The 17,575-nt window shown below is 68.2% G+C and carries 16 protein-coding genes and 5 pseudogenes; 8 read left to right on the top strand and 13 right to left on the bottom strand.

The window, feature by feature from the left end; translation table 11 throughout:
• The first annotated feature begins 136 nt into the window (after positions 1–136).
• The gene (locus ACFYSH_RS33430; protein WP_388757578.1) at positions 137–1,024 is read left to right on the top strand and encodes a helix-turn-helix domain-containing protein; all 888 of its coding nucleotides are present in this window, start codon (positions 137–139) and stop codon (positions 1,022–1,024) included.
• A 73-nt stretch (positions 1,025–1,097) separates the two neighbouring features.
• On the opposite strand, the pseudogene ACFYSH_RS33425 reads toward ACFYSH_RS33430, so the two are convergent.
• Positions 1,098–1,649: pseudogene (locus ACFYSH_RS33425) on the bottom strand (Tn3 family transposase); the annotation flags it as partial.
• Between ACFYSH_RS33425 and ACFYSH_RS33420 the strand changes: the two are divergent.
• Positions 1,627–1,944, top strand: a complete 318-nt coding sequence (locus ACFYSH_RS33420; RefSeq protein ID WP_388757575.1) for a transposase — start codon at positions 1,627–1,629, stop codon at positions 1,942–1,944. The pseudogene ACFYSH_RS33425 and the gene ACFYSH_RS33420 sit on opposite strands and share 23 nt — an antisense overlap.
• A gap of 70 nt (positions 1,945–2,014) precedes the next feature.
• Here ACFYSH_RS33420 and ACFYSH_RS33415 read toward each other — a convergent pair whose 3' ends face one another.
• Positions 2,015–4,795: a hypothetical protein gene (locus ACFYSH_RS33415; RefSeq protein WP_388757572.1), complete on the bottom strand. Its 2,781-nt coding sequence runs from the start codon at positions 4,793–4,795 to the stop codon at positions 2,015–2,017.
• Positions 4,792–5,277 carry a hypothetical protein gene (locus ACFYSH_RS33410; RefSeq protein ID WP_388757569.1) on the bottom strand — a complete coding sequence of 162 codons (486 nt, stop codon included), beginning with the start codon at positions 5,275–5,277 and terminating at the stop codon, positions 4,792–4,794. Before ACFYSH_RS33410 ends, ACFYSH_RS33415 begins: the two co-directional genes overlap by 4 nt.
• 252 nt (positions 5,278–5,529) lie before the next feature.
• Between ACFYSH_RS33410 and ACFYSH_RS33405 the strand changes: the two are divergent.
• Positions 5,530–6,288: pseudogene (locus tag ACFYSH_RS33405) on the top strand (Tn3 family transposase); the annotation flags it as partial.
• A gap of 135 nt (positions 6,289–6,423) precedes the next feature.
• Here the strand turns inward: ACFYSH_RS33405 and ACFYSH_RS33400 are convergent.
• The 5 genes and pseudogenes from ACFYSH_RS33400 to ACFYSH_RS33380 all read right to left on the bottom strand — a co-directional run bounded on the left by ACFYSH_RS33400 (position 6,424) and on the right by ACFYSH_RS33380 (position 9,792).
• Positions 6,424–6,669 (bottom strand): HEAT repeat domain-containing protein, encoded by a 246-nt coding sequence (locus ACFYSH_RS33400; protein WP_388757585.1) that lies wholly within the window; start codon positions 6,667–6,669, stop codon positions 6,424–6,426.
• Between the two features lie 190 nt (positions 6,670–6,859).
• Positions 6,860–7,060, bottom strand: a pseudogene (locus ACFYSH_RS33395) (SMI1/KNR4 family protein); the annotation flags it as partial.
• Between the two features lie 187 nt (positions 7,061–7,247).
• On the bottom strand, positions 7,248–7,685 hold the full coding sequence (locus tag ACFYSH_RS33390) for a hypothetical protein (RefSeq protein WP_388757566.1): 438 nt from the start codon (positions 7,683–7,685) through the stop codon (positions 7,248–7,250).
• Between the two features lie 186 nt (positions 7,686–7,871).
• The gene (locus ACFYSH_RS33385) at positions 7,872–8,054 is read right to left on the bottom strand and encodes a hypothetical protein (protein ID WP_388757563.1); all 183 of its coding nucleotides are present in this window, start codon (positions 8,052–8,054) and stop codon (positions 7,872–7,874) included.
• Positions 8,055–8,187: 133 nt separating this feature from the next.
• Positions 8,188–9,792 (bottom strand): hypothetical protein, encoded by a 1,605-nt coding sequence (locus tag ACFYSH_RS33380; protein ID WP_388757560.1) that lies wholly within the window; start codon positions 9,790–9,792, stop codon positions 8,188–8,190.
• 224 nt (positions 9,793–10,016) lie between these two features.
• Here ACFYSH_RS33380 and ACFYSH_RS33375 point away from each other — a divergent pair, with 224 nt between their 5' ends.
• From ACFYSH_RS33375 to ACFYSH_RS33365, 3 genes are all read left to right on the top strand, one after another.
• Positions 10,017–11,582: a hypothetical protein gene (locus ACFYSH_RS33375; protein ID WP_388757558.1), complete on the top strand. Its 1,566-nt coding sequence runs from the start codon at positions 10,017–10,019 to the stop codon at positions 11,580–11,582.
• A 50-nt stretch (positions 11,583–11,632) separates the two neighbouring features.
• A complete protein-coding gene (locus tag ACFYSH_RS33370) occupies positions 11,633–13,108 on the top strand; it encodes a phospholipase A2 (protein ID WP_388757555.1) in 1,476 nt (491 codons plus the stop codon).
• 233 nt (positions 13,109–13,341) lie between these two features.
• Positions 13,342–13,620: a hypothetical protein gene (locus ACFYSH_RS33365; RefSeq protein WP_388757552.1), complete on the top strand. Its 279-nt coding sequence runs from the start codon at positions 13,342–13,344 to the stop codon at positions 13,618–13,620.
• Between the two features lie 54 nt (positions 13,621–13,674).
• On the opposite strand, the pseudogene ACFYSH_RS33360 reads toward ACFYSH_RS33365, so the two are convergent.
• The 5 genes and pseudogenes from ACFYSH_RS33360 to ACFYSH_RS33340 form a co-directional block, all read right to left on the bottom strand.
• Positions 13,675–13,935 (bottom strand): annotated as a pseudogene (locus tag ACFYSH_RS33360) (transposase); the annotation flags it as partial.
• On the bottom strand, positions 13,929–14,183 hold the full coding sequence (locus tag ACFYSH_RS33355) for a transposase (protein ID WP_388757582.1): 255 nt from the start codon (positions 14,181–14,183) through the stop codon (positions 13,929–13,931). The gene ACFYSH_RS33355 and the pseudogene ACFYSH_RS33360, both read right to left, overlap by 7 nt.
• Positions 14,184–14,249: 66 nt before the next feature.
• A pseudogene (locus ACFYSH_RS33350) lies at positions 14,250–14,477 on the bottom strand (transposase); the annotation flags it as partial.
• Positions 14,478–14,521: 44 nt separating this feature from the next.
• A complete protein-coding gene (locus tag ACFYSH_RS33345; protein ID WP_388757549.1) occupies positions 14,522–14,914 on the bottom strand; it encodes a beta/gamma crystallin domain-containing protein in 393 nt (130 codons plus the stop codon).
• 365 nt (positions 14,915–15,279) lie between these two features.
• Positions 15,280–15,657, bottom strand: a complete 378-nt coding sequence (locus tag ACFYSH_RS33340) for a hypothetical protein (RefSeq protein ID WP_388757546.1) — start codon at positions 15,655–15,657, stop codon at positions 15,280–15,282.
• Positions 15,658–15,786: 129 nt separating this feature from the next.
• Between ACFYSH_RS33340 and ACFYSH_RS33335 the strand changes: the two genes are divergently transcribed.
• A complete protein-coding gene (locus ACFYSH_RS33335) occupies positions 15,787–16,308 on the top strand; it encodes a hypothetical protein (protein WP_388757543.1) in 522 nt (173 codons plus the stop codon).
• A gap of 512 nt (positions 16,309–16,820) precedes the next feature.
• The gene (locus ACFYSH_RS33330; RefSeq protein WP_388757540.1) at positions 16,821–17,345 is read left to right on the top strand and encodes a hypothetical protein; all 525 of its coding nucleotides are present in this window, start codon (positions 16,821–16,823) and stop codon (positions 17,343–17,345) included.
• Positions 17,346–17,575: the final 230 nt, after the last annotated feature.

Below are 17,575 nucleotides of genomic sequence, written 5' to 3'. Positions count from 1 at the left end.
GGCCGGCGCCCCCGGCCCCCCGCGCCCCCCCCCCCCCCGGGCCCGCCGCCCCGGCCCCCCCCCCCCCCCCCCCCCGGGGCCCCCGCGCCCCCCCCCCCGGGGGGGCCCCGCCCCACGGCCGAAGGCTGTGAGAGACGTGAGCGCGAAGAACCCGCACCTCGAAGAGCTCGGCCAGTTCCTGAAGGCCCGCCGCAGCGAACTCAACCCCGCCGACCTGGGGCTGGACCCGGGGGACCCGGGGTCCCGCCGCGTGTCCGGGCTGCGGCGCGAAGAGGTCGCGGCACTGGTCGCGATCAGCCAGGACTACTACGCCCGCATCGAGCAAGGACGCCTCGCCCCCTCCGAACCCGTCCTCGAAGCCCTTGCCGACACTCTGCGCCTCACACCCGACCAGCGCACCTACGCCGAAAACCTGGCCCGGCAGGCCGAGCGGCGCACCCCGCCCAGGAGCCGCTCGACACCGGTACGCCCACAGCTACAACGCCTGCTGGACCAGCTGACCGACACCCCGGCGTTCGTGGTCGGCAAGTACCTCGACATCCTCGCCTGGAACCCGCTCGCCGCTGCCCTCCTCCTCGACATCGACATGAAGCCACCCAAGGAGCGCAACTACATCCGGATGCTGTTCACCGACCCCCGGATGAAGGACTACTACGACGACTGGGGAGCCATGGCCCGCGCCGGCGTCGCACTGCTGCGCATGCAGGCCGCCGACAACCCCACCGATCCGCAGTTGACCTCACTCGTGGGAGAGCTGTCCGTCTCGAGTCCGGAGTTCCGCCGCTGGTGGGCGGCCCGTGACGTCGCCCGGCCGGAGTTCGGCACCAAGACCATCCGCCACCCTGACCTCGGCGACCTCACCGTCGACTGGGACAGCTTCCACTGGTCCGGCGACCCCGACCAGTACCTGACCATGTGGTCCACCGCGCCCGGCTCGCCCAGCCACGAAAAGCTCCGCATCCTCAGCTCCTGGCTCGCGGCCGCACCGGGCCGCGACAGCACCGCGAATAAGGCCGGAGCGTGACCTGACCCGCCTGCGCCCTCGGCGTATCGCCGCCCTCCAGCCATGAAACCGCAGCTACCACGGCTGCTGGCACTTACCCCGGCACGCCGTCGTCGTCCTCGTCCAGCTCGTTCGCGTCCGGGTCACGCAGCGGGCGCAGGGCGCCGGCGGCCGGGACGGCAGCGTTGAAGCTGTAGCGGCCGAGAAGGTTCAGATTGCGGTGCTTAAGCGGGGAGAGGCGGGCGATGTCCTCTGTCCGGATCTCATGGCCCTCGGCCTGGAGCTGGGCGACTGCGGCGTCGATGTACTTCGTGGTCCACAGCACGATGGCGTTGAGGACCAGGCCGAGCGCGCCAAGCTGGTCCTCCATCCCGTCGCGGTACGCCTGGTGGATGGTGCCGCGCTTGCCGTGGCACACGTCCCGGGCCAGCTTGTGGCGGGACTCCTGCACGGTGAGCTGCCGGTTCATCTGACGCCGGTAGGTGTCGTCCACCGGGTCGATTACCCGCAGCAGGTGCTCGGTCTTCGCGATCCGCCCGTACTCCGCGAACGCCGTCCCCAGCGGAGTCGGGCGCCCCTCGCGCCCGAACATCCGCAGCAGGTCGTAGGCGCGGACCTGGCTGGTGACCAGGGATCCGGCGGCCTTGCAACCCCGCGAGGTGCAAGAAGTCCTCGACCATGCCCGCCTCCAGCAGGGCGACGAGGAGTGGCGAGCCAAGTACGGAACCCGCGCGGGCATCGAGGGAACCATCCACCAGGCCGTCGCGGTCACCGGAATGAGACGTGCCCGCTCCCTCGGCCTCCAGAAGACCCACCTGGAGCAGGCTTTCTCCGCCGCTGCGCTCAACCTCATCCGCCTCGATGCCTGGTGGAACGGCCACCCGCTCGACCACACCCGCATCAGCCACCTTGCCCGCCTCAGCCTTTCCCTCGCCGCGTGACCGAACAAGCCAGCAGGATCGCCACCAGCCACAAACGGCGGCGATCAGTTCGCGCCGGGGCACCTCCGCTTCACATGCTCGCGTCCTCTTCGGTAGGTGCTCTGGGGACAGTACGGCGGAGGTCATCGGCCGCGGCACGGTGTCCCTCTGCGGTCAGGCGGTCGGCGAGGAGGGCCCGAGCTTCGCGGTACCCCTTAGAAAGCTGCGCTGGCATGGTGTTGTGCCGTTCGATGACTGTTCCGGCCTCGGCGAGCAGGACGACGGCTTCCTCCAGCCAGGAGCCGCCCGCCTCGGTCCGCAGGTTGACGGCGAGAAGCAGCATGAGGGCGAGCCTCGCCTCGAATCCCGGGTCGGCCTCGGCCATGCGGCGGCGTATGGCCACGGCCTCGTCGGTCACGGCGATGGCGTCGTTACGGCGGCCGATGGCCAGGAGCACAATGCTGAGTGAGGCCAGTGCCTCGGCCAGTTTGTTCGCGTGGGCTTGCGGTTGACGCCCGGCCAAGCGCCGCAGTATGGATACGGACTCGTGGGCGGCGGAGAGTGCCTCGGCTCCCTGTCCCGCGTAGAGCAGGTGCACGGCGCTCCCGGCCAGTACGTTCGCCAACTTGCTCTCGTACGAGACAGGATGGACTGCGGCGAGTCGGCGGAGGAGAGCCGCCGCTTCCTGCGCCACAGAGACCCCGGGTTCGCCTATGCGCCACAGTGCCTTGGCGAGGTTGGACAGAGCTTCCGCCAGGGCCTTGGTGTGCGCTGCCGCGTTCGTTTGCGAGAGCCGTCGCAGGATAATGATGCCTTCCTGGAGTGCCGCCACAGACTCCTCGGGAGCGGCGGTGAATCCGAGGCACAGGCCGAGCGCCACCAGAGACGCGGACAGGTCCGGCTCATGGGTCAAGGGGTCGCCAGCGGCCAACTCCCGGAATAGGGCCACGCACTCCTGTGTCGTGACGGTCGCGTCGACCCACCGGTCGGCCTGGCACAGATCTCGCCCGCGGTTCAGCAGCGCGCTCGCGAGATCGGACCGGCACTGATCGTCTCGTCCGACGAGTTCGCGCAGGATTCTGATGGATTCCTCTGTGGCCGCCAGTGCGTCGGCGCGGCGTCCGACTGCGGAGAGTCGCAAGCCGTAGGCCGTCAGCGCGGTCGAGAGGTTGCGTTCGACCAGTTCCGCCTCGGCGGGGTGCCGCAGTTTGTTGCGGTCCAGCGCTCGGTATTCCCACACATTTTCCTCGGCCGCCGCCAGCGATTCCTCCAGTTGCCCCGCGTGATAGAGGCGGACGCTGTGCTCGTGCCGTACGACGCCCTTGACGTGCCCGGCCCGTGAGAGCCGGTGCGGCAGTAGTCGGGTGCTGACGGCTGCGACGCCCGGGTCGAGGTCTGGGTGGGGCCGCTTGAACGGCGGGAAGTGGGCCGCAATGGCTTCGAGGAGTTCCGGTTCGATGTCGTCGAGCCGGGCCAGCGTGGTCAGGGCGGCGCTGCCGGCGGCGACGGCGACGTGGGGGGCGGCCGCGAGGAGTGGGTACAAGTGCCGTGGTCCGACGTGCGGCCAGCGCTGGGCCGCCGATGCCAGGAAGGTGACGGCGCGGGGGGTCCACAGGAGTGTGGCGGGGTCGGTGGCGCCGGTGAGCAGGGCGCCGACGGTCGCTCGGGCCCATGGCTGGGCCGGGTACTCGGCGTGGTGCCCCGAGAGGGTGAGCGCCAGGAAGTCCTCGCTGAGGCGGTCTGGGTAAAGCGGTTCCAGGACGGTCTCCTGGGCTGGGTCCGCCGGTGGGTAGCAGACGGCGTGGTCGGCGAGCACGCGGTGCGCCGGGAGCTTCAGGTCCAGCCCGGCAACAACGTCCAACCCCTGAGCGGGCGCCATCGGCCCCGTGAGCGCGGCGGTGAACACGGTCCGGTTCATCGCGTCGGGCGGGGTGGTGAAGGTCCGCGCGGTCGGGTCGATCTCGTGGCCGCCCTCTCCGCGCAGCCGTGCCCAGTGAAGGTGTTCGCGGTCCAGGAGGTAACAGGTCAGCCCGGCGAGGTCGGGCGGCGGACGGCGGCCCGCGACGTGGGCGTCGACAGCGACCAGGGCCGCGAGGTGTACCGAAAGGGTCAGCCCGAAGTCGTCCCCGGCGAGGGCGGCGGGTGTTTCGACACGGAGGGACGGGACGCCGTACCGGGCGGCGAAGCTGTCATGGGCGACAGCGAACATCTCCGTCCGCGGCGGCCCGTCGCCCTCCCCCTCCTGCGTCCCGTCGGACAGCGGAGGCAGGAACTGCGTGGACGTTCCGGCCTGGAGGTTGGCAACGGAGGCGCGGACGGCGGGCCAGATATCGTCGCCTCGGGCCAACAGCAGGATACGCGCGGGCACCTCGGGCCGGTGCAGCAGCGCGTTGCTGAACAGCCACAGCAAGTGCGACAGCGGCCAGCGGTCGGCGTAGTCGACGACCAGCAGGGTGCCGTCCGCAGCGGCGCCGAGATCCTGGCTGCCGGGCGGCGGAATTACGCTCCCGGGGCCGTGCGTGGCGGTGACCACTTGCCAGCCGTCGTCCGCCGATCCACGCGCGAAGTGGTCGGCGAGCCGGGTTTTCCCCTGCCCGCCTGGCGCGTGCAGCCACCGCACAGCGAGCTGCGGCCCCTCGTCTCGCCATCGCCGCAGCGCTGCCAGCTCCGCCGTCCGGCCGGTGAACTCCACAACGGCGAAACGGGCGTTGAGCATGCGGCTCGGCACCTCGCGCAGGAACGAGTCGTCGGCGGCGGGCGGCGGGCGCCACCGCTGAAGCAGGTACACCGGTATGCCATCGCCGAAGATGTGGATGTCTGCGCCGACAACACCATAGGCAAAGCCGTTCTCGGCGCGGACGGACTGTGTCACGGCGTGTCTTCCTCGGCGTCGGTGGCGCTGGCCGGTGGCGAGGGGTACGGCGAGGCACGATGGTGGACGTGCACGCTGCTGCCCGGCCCAAGCGCGCCGTACGCCGACCCGCCGCCAGTGGCATGCACGCTCTGCTGCCAGACGTTCTGAGCCGTCGGCAACAGAGCACCGACCTCGTCGATCAGCGCGGTCACTTCGCCGGAGAGCTCCGGGGCACGGCGCAGCAGATCCTCCAGGTTCTCCTGCCAGCGCTGCACCTGCCTGTTTCGGGCAACCTCCAGCTCGGCCGCGTCCCGCACTCGGGCCGCACTCGCCTCCAACTCGGCCTGTACGGGATCGTCCTCGCCTCCCGTCATGCCCTCGTCACGCCGCCTGAAGAGCGCCACGGTCCGGTCGCGGGCCACCTCCCACGCGGAGGTGGCCATGGCGGAAACGACGGTGGTGGCGCCGGCCATGGCCAGTAACGACACTGGGTCCGACAAAGGCATCCCCTTTCAGAGTCCCGCGCCTCTGGTGGCGAAGGCCATCCAGGTGGATGCGGGAAGTGCCAGCACGAGCCGTCCGGTTTTTCGAGTCCCGGACGGAGCCTATGTTGGGATAGTCAGCAGCGGCTTCGAAACAGTCAACTCCGCCTACCGCACCCGGCTCACCGCTCCACCGACACACGCCCCACCGGAGCACCGCCGTTTGCGGCTGGTGGGTGACAGCATTCTTACCGGCACCCCTACTGGCACGTGGACCGGAAGTCGGTGTGCATCTACTCCCAACTCAAGCACTGCTCGGCCTCCGAGGTCGCCTCGATGATCGAGGGCGTGCTGCGGCACTGCATCGACATGGAAGTCGACCGGTAGTACACCAACACCCACGGCGCCTCCATCGTCGGGTTCGCGCTCGCGCACATGCTCGGCTTCAACGTGCTGCCCAGGTTGAAGAACGTCGGGTCGGCGCGGCTGTACCGCCCCGCCGCCGGCGAGGACGAGCAGTGGCCCCAGCTGGGCCCGGTGCTGTCCACCAAGACGATCGATTGGGAGCTGATCCGCCAGCAGTACGACCAGATCGTCAAATACACGACCGCCCTTCGCCTGGGCACCGCGGAGGCCGAGCAGGTCCTGCGCCGGTTCACCCGCGGCGGACCCAAGCACCCCACCTACCGGGCCATCGAGGAGCTGGGGAGGGCGGTGCGCACGGCCTTCATCTGCGACTACCTCGCCGACGCCGACCTTCGACGGGAGATCGGCGAGGGGCTGCAGGTCGTCGAGAACTGGAACAGCGCGAACCACGACCTGTTCTACGGGAAGGACGGCGAACTGACCGGCAAGGACAAGGAGAGCCAGGAGATCTCGATGCTCGCCCTGCACCTCCTCCAGTCGGTGCTGGTCCACGTCAACACGCTCCTGGTCCAGGAAGTCCTGGCCGAGCCGAAGTGGGCGGACAAGCTTACCGACACAGACCGGCGCGGCCTTTCACCGCTTTTCTGGACCCATGTGAACCCGTATGGCAGGTTCGAGCTGGACATGAACCGCCACCTGCACCTCGGCCCGCTCCTCCCGTGGCAGCAAACGGACCAGGTCGTGACGCTTCCCTCGACACAGCACCGGTCGGATGAACGCCGCACCTTCGGTCCCGGTTCACTGGTGCCCGCAGGACGTCCATCCCTCACGGCCAAGAAGATCTGCTGCAGCCAGCCGAACGTTCGGGTTCTTGTCCTGCAGAAGCTCGCGGGCTGCCGAGCCGTAGGCGGTCTCGTCGTTGCTCACCTGGAGCAGGTAGACCAGGGCTCGACGGCGGACCCAGTGGTCCGGATCCTTGAGCGCCGGTGCCAGCACCTGGGCAGCATCGCTGTCGAGTTCGGCCAGGGTCCGTGCCGCGTCCATCCTGGACGACGGTGTGGGTGCCGGCGTACGGGTCGTTGTGCTCGTGGCGGAGCCGCTCCCAATCAGTGGCGACGGAGGCGGTCGGCTCCAGCGCGAAAGCGCGTCCAAGTTGCTGACTGGCAGTGGGGATGTCGTGGACCGACCAACGCGTCAGGGGGAGCAGTCCGTAGTCGGGCCCGATGCCCCCGTTGCCGATTTCGCGCAAGAAGGTGCGATAGCTACGGGGGAGACGGACGCCGTGTCTTGTCTCGTAGGCGGCCACTCGTTCTTCGCTGAGAGGGGTGCCCAGCCGGTGGCCGCCGGGCGCCCGCACGAAGGTCCGAGGGCGAGGAACGGGATCCGTACAAGCAGCGGCCAGATTGGATCGGATGCGGGCGACGATGTCGTCCATGAATGCTTCTTCCAAGGGGTGGTGTCACCTTATGGGAGGCCACGTTCGCCGACATCCTATCCAGAGGAGACCCTGAGCACGATCCAACCCTCCTTCCGCGGCCTCCTGGCCGTGTCCGTTGGAGGAACCCCCACCGAACAACCGTGATCTTGCCCGGCGGGAGAGAACGACCTGCGCTGACGGCGTCTCATTTAGGGTGTCCGGTGATCTGTACGGTGAGCGGGGGCTTACCGTACGCTCTGGGCGTGAGCGACGCCTCGACCAATCCGGCCGCCAGTGGCCACACCGAGCCTTCCGGCATCCGGCCAACCCTGGTCACCGCCTCGTCCAGGGTTGGCCCGGGCACGTAAACGGTCGCGATCCAGGGTGGCGCGTCATCAGGACCGGCGGCGACCACCGGCGCGGTGAACGCGCCACTGACAGCTTGCGCGGCGATCACCTCTCGCCGGAAGCGATGCCGGAACTCCGCGTGCTGTGCCAGATGCGGATGCATCACCTTCACCGCAACCGCACGCCCACCCGGCGACTGGCCCAGGAACACCCGTCCCATGCCCCCCGCCCCCAGCCGGGCATGAAGCACGAAATCACCTATCCGCGCCGGATCTCCAGCCGCCAGCGGCTCCATCCCGGCCACCCCCTCCACTCAGTGTCACAGAAGGCTACTTTGCGGCCGGTGGCTGAGTTGGGACACCAGGGCCAAGGCCCGTCGCGAGTACGAGAACTGGGGCAGCACACTCACGCCCTGCCCATGATCAATCTCAGCGCCAACTGCTGTACCGGTGTTCCCCGAGGCCGATGTCCGGCTGCCCGATCAGCCTAAGCGGCGGCGGCTGGTGTGCGGGCAGCGCTGCAACGACGGCGTCGACGAGCTGAACGCCCCCAGCAGCTCCACCCAGGCCGTGCCCGGCTTGCGCACGGGAGGCACCGGGACGTTCAGCGCCTTCACCAGCGAGGGCACGAGACGGAACCGGGCAGTGTGGTACTGGATCGCCACCCGGCCCTTGGTCGTGCGGCACGGCGAGCCCGCCGGGGCGGCGCAGGTGGAACATGCAGAAGGGTCCGCTGGTTCGCACCAGCGGACCGTCGGCGGTGGTCAGGATTCGTTGGCGTGATCGAACTTGAGATGTTCAGTGCCGGGGGCTGCCGATGGGGGACCAGGTTTCCGGGGTGGAGGAGTATTCGTACACGTTGGAGCGGTCGGCATTGACGGCGTAGAGGCGGTCCTTCGTGGAGACGAAGGAATCGACGGGGTCACCGATGACGGTCCAGGTCTTTTTGGACCGGTTGTATTCCTGGAGTTTCCCGCTCGTAGTGTCGGTGGCGTAGAGGGTGGTGGGGCTGGTGAAGATCCGGTCGGTGCTACCGCGGACTGGGTGCCAGACGCCTGGTGTGCCGCTGTACTCGAAAGTGGCCTTGTGGTCGGGGCCGACGCCGTAGAGGTGGGTGGCGGTCGCGGCGAAGTGGCTGCCGGGGCCGCCGATGACGGTCCAGGTCTTCTTGGTGCGGTCGTACTGTTCGATGTTGCCGGTCTTGCCGTCGGTGGCGTACAGCGTGGTGGGGCTGGTGAAGATCCGCTCGGTCGTGCCGCGGACCTGGTGCCAGACGCCCGGTGTGCCGCTGTACTCCATGGTGCCCAGGGTGCCGACGCCGTAGAGGTGGGTGGCAGTGGCGGCGAAGTGGCTGCCGGGGCCGCCGATGACGGTCCAGGTCTTCTTGGCGTGGTCGTACTGTTCGATGTTGCCGGTCTTGCCGTCGGTGGCGTACAGCGTGGTGGGGCTGGTGAAGATCCGCTCTGTCCCTTTGCGGACGACGGTCCAGACGGTGGCCTTCCCGGTGTACTCCTGCGCCTGCCCGTCGGGGGTGATGCGGTAGAGGTGGCTTGAGGTTGCGACCACGATGCCGGCTTTACCGCCCTGAGTCTGTGCTTCCTTCGGCTTGGACGATGCCGACGCGGAAGACGACGCCGGCGTGGGACGGACTTCCGCCGGAGCCATGGGGCCGGTGGGCAGGGAACTCGGTTCCGCGGGTGCCGTGCTCTGCTCGACCTGCTCGGGAACCTCCAGCGGGGGCGCCGTCTCGGGCTGGTCGTTCGAGTTCTGGAGCCGGTTGGCGATGATGAGGACGGCGACCAGGATCGCGAGCGCCGCCCACTGCGCAGGCGCCCTCCAGCGCCTCCACCGGTGCCCGCGCGGGACGTGGCCGGCCGGAGAGCTCTTCTTCCCGGTGTCGTTGTGAGGCCCAGGTTTCGACGGCGGCACCAGTGCTTGCCCCGATGCGGGCTGCGGGGTTTCGTTCGGGTCTCCGGAAGTGGATTCGTCCGAGGTCGGCGGGTTGTCCGCGAATAAGTCGGCTTCTTCGCCACTGCTGTTCGCCGGAGCCGGCGTTGGTGTGCGGTCAGGACTGGGAGCGGGGTTGTCCTGGGCTGGGCCTGACGGCGACGCGGCGCTTGGTGCTGGGACGGTGGTGGGGGAGGGGGCCTCTGTCATGGCGGCAGAGTGGAGGCGGCGTGCCTCCTGGAGTTTGGTGCTTCTGGTGCGGGCGTCGCGGGGAAAGCGGTCCTCGATGATCCGGTTGAGGCGGTGCAACGGAATGATCTTCAAGCCGGACCGGTACTCGCTCCACACGCTCCTGCTCAGCTGGTAGCGCTCCGCCAGCTGGCTGACCGTGTACTCCGCGGTCAGGTCCCGCAGGAACTGCGCGAGGGCGTTCGCTGCTGCGGTGCGGCCCTTCAAAGGTCCAGGAAGACGCCCTGATCTACCCATAACTCCCCCTTCAATGCTTGGACGTGCGTGTTCGCGGAAGTTCGCACAGGTTCGCGTTTGTCCGGTGCCCCCACCACTGCTGACCTGGACGGATACCGCGACCTCCCGACGGATAATCAGATCAGGTTCCAGCGTGGTGTTCCACCGCTTCCGCCAACCGGCACAGCGGGAAACACCACAGCGAAGGGACCACTGTGCACCGAGTACTGACCCGCCGGCCCAAACGCCTCGCAGCAGCCACGGGGCTGGCGCTGGCGGTCGGTCTGGCCGTCGTGCCCGCCCAGGCCGACAGCAAGCCCAGCACCCATCATCCGTCCTCGACCGGAACGCTCGGCCGGGGCGCCGCTCCGGGCGGCCCGGTCACCCCGGAACAGGTCCTCGCCCGTGCCCGGCACTGGGTCGAGCGGGACGTTCCCTACAGCCAGTCACACGCCTGGAAGGACGACGCGACCGGCGGGCACTACCGGCAGGACTGCTCCGGTTTCGTCTCGATGGCCTGGCAGCTCAGAAGCAGCCTCACGACGCGGTCGCTGCCCAGCGTCGCGAACAGGCTCTCCAGCTTCTCCCAGCTGGAGGCCGGTGACGCCCTCAACTACCCGGCAGCCCACGCCCTGCTCTTCGGCGGCTGGACCAACCGGGCCAAGGGCGACTTCGTCTACTACAGCGAGAGCCGCAGCGGCCGGCCCGCCCGCAAGGACAGCGCCAACATCCACGACAGCCGCATCGCCGGCCACCCCCGCTCCGTGTACCTTCCCCTGCGGTACAAGAAGCTCGTCACCACACCCCCACCGGCCAAGCCGGCGCCCGCGCCCCCGCCCACCAAGCGCCCCGTCCGGGCCTCCCCGTCCACCCCCGCCGCACCGGCCCCTGCGAAGCCGGCCCCCACACCGGCCCCTACCAAGCGCCCCGCGCGGTCGTCCCCCTCCGCTTCTGCCACACCGCCGGCGCCCGCCACCCCCTCGTCCGCTGACGGCACCGGAACCAGCTTCGCCGCCACCGCCCACCGTCTGTACGCCGTCTCCCCCGACCACAGCGGGGTCTACGAGTACACGGGCAGTGGCCACGAGTGGAGGAAGGTCCGGGGCCGTACCGGCCGGATCTACACGAGCGGCAGCACCTTGTACGCCACCGACCTCCGCGGCGGTGACATCCACCGGTACGACCGCGTCCACGGGAGGTGGAAGCGCATCGGAGGTCCGGGGGCGGAGTTCGCCGCAACGGCCAAGCGCTTGTACGGGGTCAGTGCCGACCACAGCGGGGTCTACGAGTACACAGACCGCGGTCCGTGGAGGAAGGTCCGGGGCAGCACCGGCCGGATCTACACGAGCGGCAGCACCTTGTACGCCACCGACCTCCGCGGCGGTGACATCCACCGGTACGACCGCGTCCACGGGAGATGGAAGCGCATCGGAGGTCCGGGGGCGGAGTTCGCCGCGACGGCCAAGCGCTTGTACGGGGTCAGTCCCGACCGCAGCGGGGTCTACGAGTACACGGGCAGTGGCCACGAGTGGAGGAAGGTCCGCGGCGCCACCAGCCGGATCTACACCAGTGGCAGCACCCTCTACGCCACCGACCTTCGCGGTGACATCCACCAGTACGACCGCGCCCACAACACGTGGAAGCGCGTCGGCGGCCCAGGAGCCGACTTCGCCGCCACCCGCGCCCGGCTCTACGGCGCCAGCCCCGACCACAGCGGGGTCTACGCCTACACCGGCGCGTCCGACGTCTGGCACCGCGTCGGCGGCCCGCTTGCCCCCTGACCCGGTCTCGCCTTCAGCCCTTCGACGCAATGTCCTGGAAAGGAACACAGTTGAACACCACCGAGCCCCTGAACGACCTACAGGAACCCCGCCAGGCTGTCGGTCTGTGGCGAAGGTTCCACGGCGCGCTGCGCATGGCATGTCTGCTGGCCGTCGGAGTCCTGGCCTTCGGCGTAGCTGCGAACGCCGTCCCCTCGAACCAGTCGGGTGGTAACGGCGATCCGGGAGCGACGGTCGAGCTGGAACAGATCGTTGCCGCGGGCAAGAGCGTCTACGGCCTGTCCGCCGACCACCGCGGAGTCTACGAATGGTCTCCCGGCCGGGACGGCTGGAAGAGGGTGTGGGGAGGTGCCACGAAGCTGTATGCGGGCGGTGACAACCTCTACGGCACCGATCCGTCCACTGGCAGCATCTGGAAGTACAACGGCGGGGGCAACGGCTGGGACCGCATCGGCAATCCCGGCCTCACCTTCGCCGCCGCCGACGACAAGCTGTACGGCATCAGCCCCGACGGCGGCAGCGTCTGGGAGTACACCGGCAAGGAAGACGTCTGGAACAGGATCGGCGACGCCCCGGCCACGGCCCTCTATGCCGGCCCCGCCAAGAAGAGGACTTTCACCCCTCCCGTCGACATCAAGATCCCTCCCGCCCTGTACGCCACCAACCGGGAGACCGGCGACCTCTGGAGGTACGACCACAAACCGGGGAAGTGGACCTGGGTCGGCGACCCCGGCACCACGTTCGCCGCAACCGACGAAGGTCTCTTCGGGCTGGCTCCCGACGGCTCCGCCGTCTTTGAGCGCCACGCGAAGAGCGGTGAGTGGAAGGCCGTCGGCGCACGCGCCGAGAACATCTTCAGCAACAACACCCTCTACGCCGTCAACCCGGACACTCACGACCTGTGGAAGTACAGCGGTAAGCCGCATGCGTGGGACCGCGTCAGCGGACCCGCCACGGCCTTCGCCACCAGCGGCGATTACCTCTACCGGCTCGCCCTCGACCGGCGCTCCGTCCAGAAGTACGACGGCAATGGCAAGAACGACCAGTGGCTCGATCTGCGAGCACCGACCGTGCCGGTCACCCGCGAAGAGAAGATCGCTCGCTTGGACAGCCTCATCAAGCGCGGTCCCGAGGCGAGGAAGGCATACGAGGAGGCACTCGCCGCCCACCGTGCGGGCAAGCCCGACCCGTACGAGTTCAAGTGGTCGACCAACAAGTGCAACGCCCCTGCCCCGAACTCCGTCGGCGGCTACGACTTCACCCCCGCTTGTATCCGGCACGACTTCGGATACCGCAACTACCGCGACCTCTACGGAGAGAACAATTTCCGCACCCAGCCGAACGGAAGGGCACTCATCGACGAGATCTTCCTCCAGGACATGAACGCGATCTGCGACGCCTCTGCCCAGCCCAACCAGTACGTGCCCGTCCCCGACATGGCGGCTGCCACTGGATGCAAGGCAGCCGCGCGGACCTACTACACGGGTGTCATGGCGAAGGGGCGGTGGGACGACGTCTTCAACTGAGTGACAGCTGACACCTCGGCAGATTCAGGACCACGTCCCTTCCTGTCGGCGGTCAACCGCCGACAGGAAGGGACTCTGTCAGCTGTTCGCCAAACCCTGGTCAGGTCGGCGGCAGACGGAGCGAGCGCGGCCGCTCGCCGATGCCGAACGAATCGAGACGCATGGCGGTGATGTCGGCCTGGAGTTAGTTCCTCACCAGGGAACTGAAGGGCTCGCAGGATCCCTCCGGCATCGTGTTCACCGTGCTGGCGGCCATGTCCGGCATGGGGCGCGAGTACATCCGCGACCGCACCCTCGAAGGCCACGAGAGCGCCCGCAAGCGCGGCAAGACCATAGGCGGCGCGGGTGTCACCGCCGAGTCCATGCTGTCCATGGCCCTTCACCTGCGCGACATCCCCGCCCGGCTCGTCATCACCACCGGCAAGAAGAAGGGCCAGCATCCGTCACCGGCGACCGTGATGCGGATGCTGCGCGAACACGACGAGCAGGCCGCCACGGCGGTTAGCGCGTGATCATTCCGCTACTTTGCGGCTGGTGTCTGGGCCAGGACTCCAGGGCCGGCATGCCTCACGGTCGGTCATGTCGGCCGGGGTGACCAGGACGAACAGCGGCAGCCCTTTGGTGTCCACGACCAGGTGCCGCTTGCGGCCGTTGATTTTCTTCGCTTCGTCGTAGCCGCGCGAGTCGTAGCCGCGCGAGTCGTAGCCGCGCGAGTCGTAGCCGCGCGAGTCGTAGCCGCGCGAGTCGCGGCCGACGGTCTCCGCAGCCTTCACGGACTGGGAGTCGATGACGGTCCTGACACCCGGTGTCCGGGTACCGCTCACCCGCAACCAGGAGACGTGGCAAAAGGCGGTCGCCCTCGGTAACGAGGTCTCTGACTCTCCGCGTTCTGCTCGCCATGGCTGTGACCGCGACCGGCGTGCTCGTCGGCCTGACGCACCCAGCTCCGCAGCGTCTCGCCGGTCACCCCCACGTCCGCCGCGACCGCCGCATACGTACGCTTCCCGCCCGCCGCGCGGTACAGCGCGACGGCATCATTCCTGAACTCCGCCGGGTACGGCGACTTCCGTCCCACCAGGACACCCTTCCTCGGATCTGCAAGATCCATTGTCAGTGTGTCCACACAGCCGGGGTCGCCTCACTCCAGCGCGGCCACCACCGAGTACGGCCAGCCGGGCACCATCTGATGCTTGCCCTCGCCCCGGCCGAAGGTGTGGCAAAAGGCCCGGTCGACACACGTGTTGGCGTCCGGCCACAGCCACGGCGAGACATCCACCGCCAGCACCAGGCGACCATCCGCCGCCCTCGGCAGCGGCACCCCGACCAGGGCACGACGCAGCCGGGCGACGTCGATCCGGCCCTGGTTGAGTCAGTAGCGGAGCCGCTACGGGCAGCGAGGCGGCGGCGTCCTCGTCACCAGATCACCACCGAAGTCACGGTGGCATGGAAGCCGAACGTGAGGGTTCGGTCCTGCCATTTTTCGAGGGTGAGAGAGGTCTGGTAATTGTTTTCCTGCACTGTGTAGAAAAATGTGACCTTGTTGTTTCCGGAATGAAATTTCGTGCTGAGGAAGAGGTGCAGGTTCATCGCGCCGGCATTGGCGAAACATGACGGCCCCGGAAGGTAGTCCGTCTCTACGCGCGCATACTCCTGAATCACCGGAGAGCCGCAGTTGACGAAGCTGACCGCAGCGGCGGGGGTCGCTGGAAGCGCAATCGTCAAGCCGACGGTGACCGCCGCAATGGCGGTAATCTTATTGAGTAAACCATGAGCCCTGACGGGACGGCCTATTTTTACGGCAGACACAGTACTTGAACCTTTCGAAGGGATCAACACCCGCCCGGGGTGGGCGAGTCGACCGCACGAGCTTCTTCGCTCCGGAGTGAGCTATTTTCTTCTTTTGACACATGGAGCCTTTTCCCTCTTGATCAGGCGGTGAGTTCGAGGGTGACAACGGCTCGGACGACGGCTGTGATGCGGCGGAGCTTCCGCAGGAGCCGTCCGGGCTTGAGGATCGCCATAGCGCGTTCACCGAGGCCGCGGGTCTTCGCGTGGTCCTGGTGGCAGCGCTGATGCCGGCCGCGCAGGTGCGTGCCATGGAGCTGTGTGTCAAGAAATGATCAGCCGGGCGAAGGTGACCGTGAGTGTTTGAATGCTCCCGTCCACGCTGCTCACCACCCTCGTGATCTGCGGGCGATTGAACTGGAAACGTGTAACTCAGGTTCCCTGAGCGTTGAGCACGTCGATGGTGATGTAGGCCGGCCGAAACGACTGGGGTCCCTCAGCCACGTATCGACGATGGCTGAGGCGCCGGGGCGCCGGTCGAACGTGACTGCGTGCTCGGTGAGGCCGCTGACCTGCGGCAGATATTCGGCGGGAGCGCCCGCCACACCGAGAAGCCAGTTGTTGATGGCGACCAGTGGCTTCGAGTCCTGGGTGATCGCCTGGTGAGCCGAGGTGTGCGGTGGTGTGCTCGCCGATGCGGTCGCGGTCGAGCCGATGCCCAGGAAGCCGGTGGACAGTGCTCCTGCAGCGATCAGAGTGGTCACGACGCCGGACACGGTTGCGCTGATGCTTCATCAGAACCTCACGATCGTAACGGTGCGTTCGGACTCCGAAGCTACGGATCGGGCGCCCCGGAATCGTCACCCGGCAGTGGACACTTCTCCGTAGCTCGCATGGGGGACAGGCCCACAACTGCCCCGCCGCCCGCTCCGGTCACCATCCGCGGCCGGTCCGTACGGAACTGGGCTGTCACCCCGAGCAGTGGCGCCGCCGCCCGCGTGGGCCAGGAGGTCGCCACGGCATTGCACCAGTGGGGCTACCGGCCGAAGGACAATCAGCCACAACAGGCCGTCGAGTTCCTGCTCCGCTCGGCCGCGCAGGATGGCGGCCGACGTGTCTCGCTGCACCTGGCCGACGACGAGGAGCGGAACCAGGTGATGCTCCTGGCGCTCAGCCACCGCCAGGACATGCCGCCGTGCAACGACGACCAGGCGCTCCGGGACGCCGAGCACATGCGCGCCCTGGCCGCGCTCGGGATTCGCGATGTCGGTATGGAGACTGCGCCAAGCGGGCGCCGCTGGTGGGCAGGGCTCGACCTTCCCCGCCCCGGCCAAGCCCTGGTGTTCTGTCCACGGAGGTTGGGTGCGCTCTCTCGCGGACCCAGGAAGCTGGAAGGCCCTCCGATCCACGCGTAGCTCGCCCGCATAGTCCGGCGCTCTACTCCCTCTGCACCGTACCCTGGGGCCTCAGCGCACCATGCCTCGAAACCCGTTCGTCGCCGTTCGTGGGCGCCAACCCTGCAGCAGCCCCAACGCCCGTACGCCCGGCCACCCCTGGGCCTCCAGCGCGCCGGCATGAACGTCATCGACCTCCTGCGGCTTCGCCCGAGCCTCTGTGTCCGCGCTGCTACCTGCCGACGGCATCTTGATATCCGCCGGTGAACCGCAAAGGAGAACAATCCAGCGCCCGGGGGCAGCCGCCCTCTCGGTGCGGGTCTCGGTCCGGCCTGCGGGCCGACAGCGCTTCGGGGGCCTCTCGACGTACGCCTCGACAACCGCGCAACCCAACGCAGACTTCGCACCACGCTGCGCGGCGCCCGTCAGTTCCTCACCCCGACGGCTTGAATGCCCGCCTTGCGGAGTAGCAAGGTCAGCTGTGACTGATTCCCAATCGTCCTTGTCAACCGGTGAGCCGTAAGGTTCCGCCCATGAAATCGTTGATCGCCGCCGTTCGCGAACAGGACGAAGCTGCCCGTTTCCTCGCCGGGCCGGGCGACTTCGACCTGGACCGAGGCGACCATGTCGAGGAAGTCCACCTCGCCTCGGGCGCTGCGCTGAAGGGTTTCGCCGGCGACGGCGCCGGGGGAACGTACTTCTTCTGCGGTGAAGGCGGCGAAGAGCGTCCGATTCTGTACGCCGACTCCGAAGGAGGTGCCGCGCTGGTTGCCATCGGCCTGCCCGAGCTCCTGCGGCTGCTGCTCGTCACCCCGTGGTGGCAGGGCTGCCAAGCGTTCACGGCCGAGGAAAGTCGCGAGCTCGCGGCCGAGTACCTGGAGGACATCCCGGACCTCGTGGCCCGACGGGACCGTGCCGCCGCAGCCCTTGGCCTCGACCTTCCTGGCCAGGCAGACGTCCTGGCCCGTCTGCAAGAGGTGGCCCTCGGTATCGGAGAGAACTTCGTCCTCATCCTCACGTCGGAGGGTTATCCCTATGAGCCTCTCTTCAGGAACTGACACGCACCATGGCAGTGGGCAGCACTCGCCGTCCCACGACGACGGGGGTAAACAACTGTTCCCATTTTTTTCAGTGGGTATGTGGTGTTGTCTGTGAATATCGTGGTGTCGTGAAGATCCGTTGCCATTGCCCTTGCCCGTGGGGGTGAGCGTGTGAAGAGGTTCACGCCACAGCCGGGCTTCACTGTCCTGGCATACAAGCTGGCGCTGGATCCGAACGCCTCCGCTAT

The sequence above is a fragment of the Streptomyces sp. NPDC005791 genome (genome assembly GCF_042871485.1).
Lineage (GTDB): Bacteria > Actinomycetota > Actinomycetes > Streptomycetales > Streptomycetaceae > Streptomyces.
Note: the sequence above shows the minus strand (reverse complement) of the source record. Positions and strands in the feature narration are given on the sequence as shown.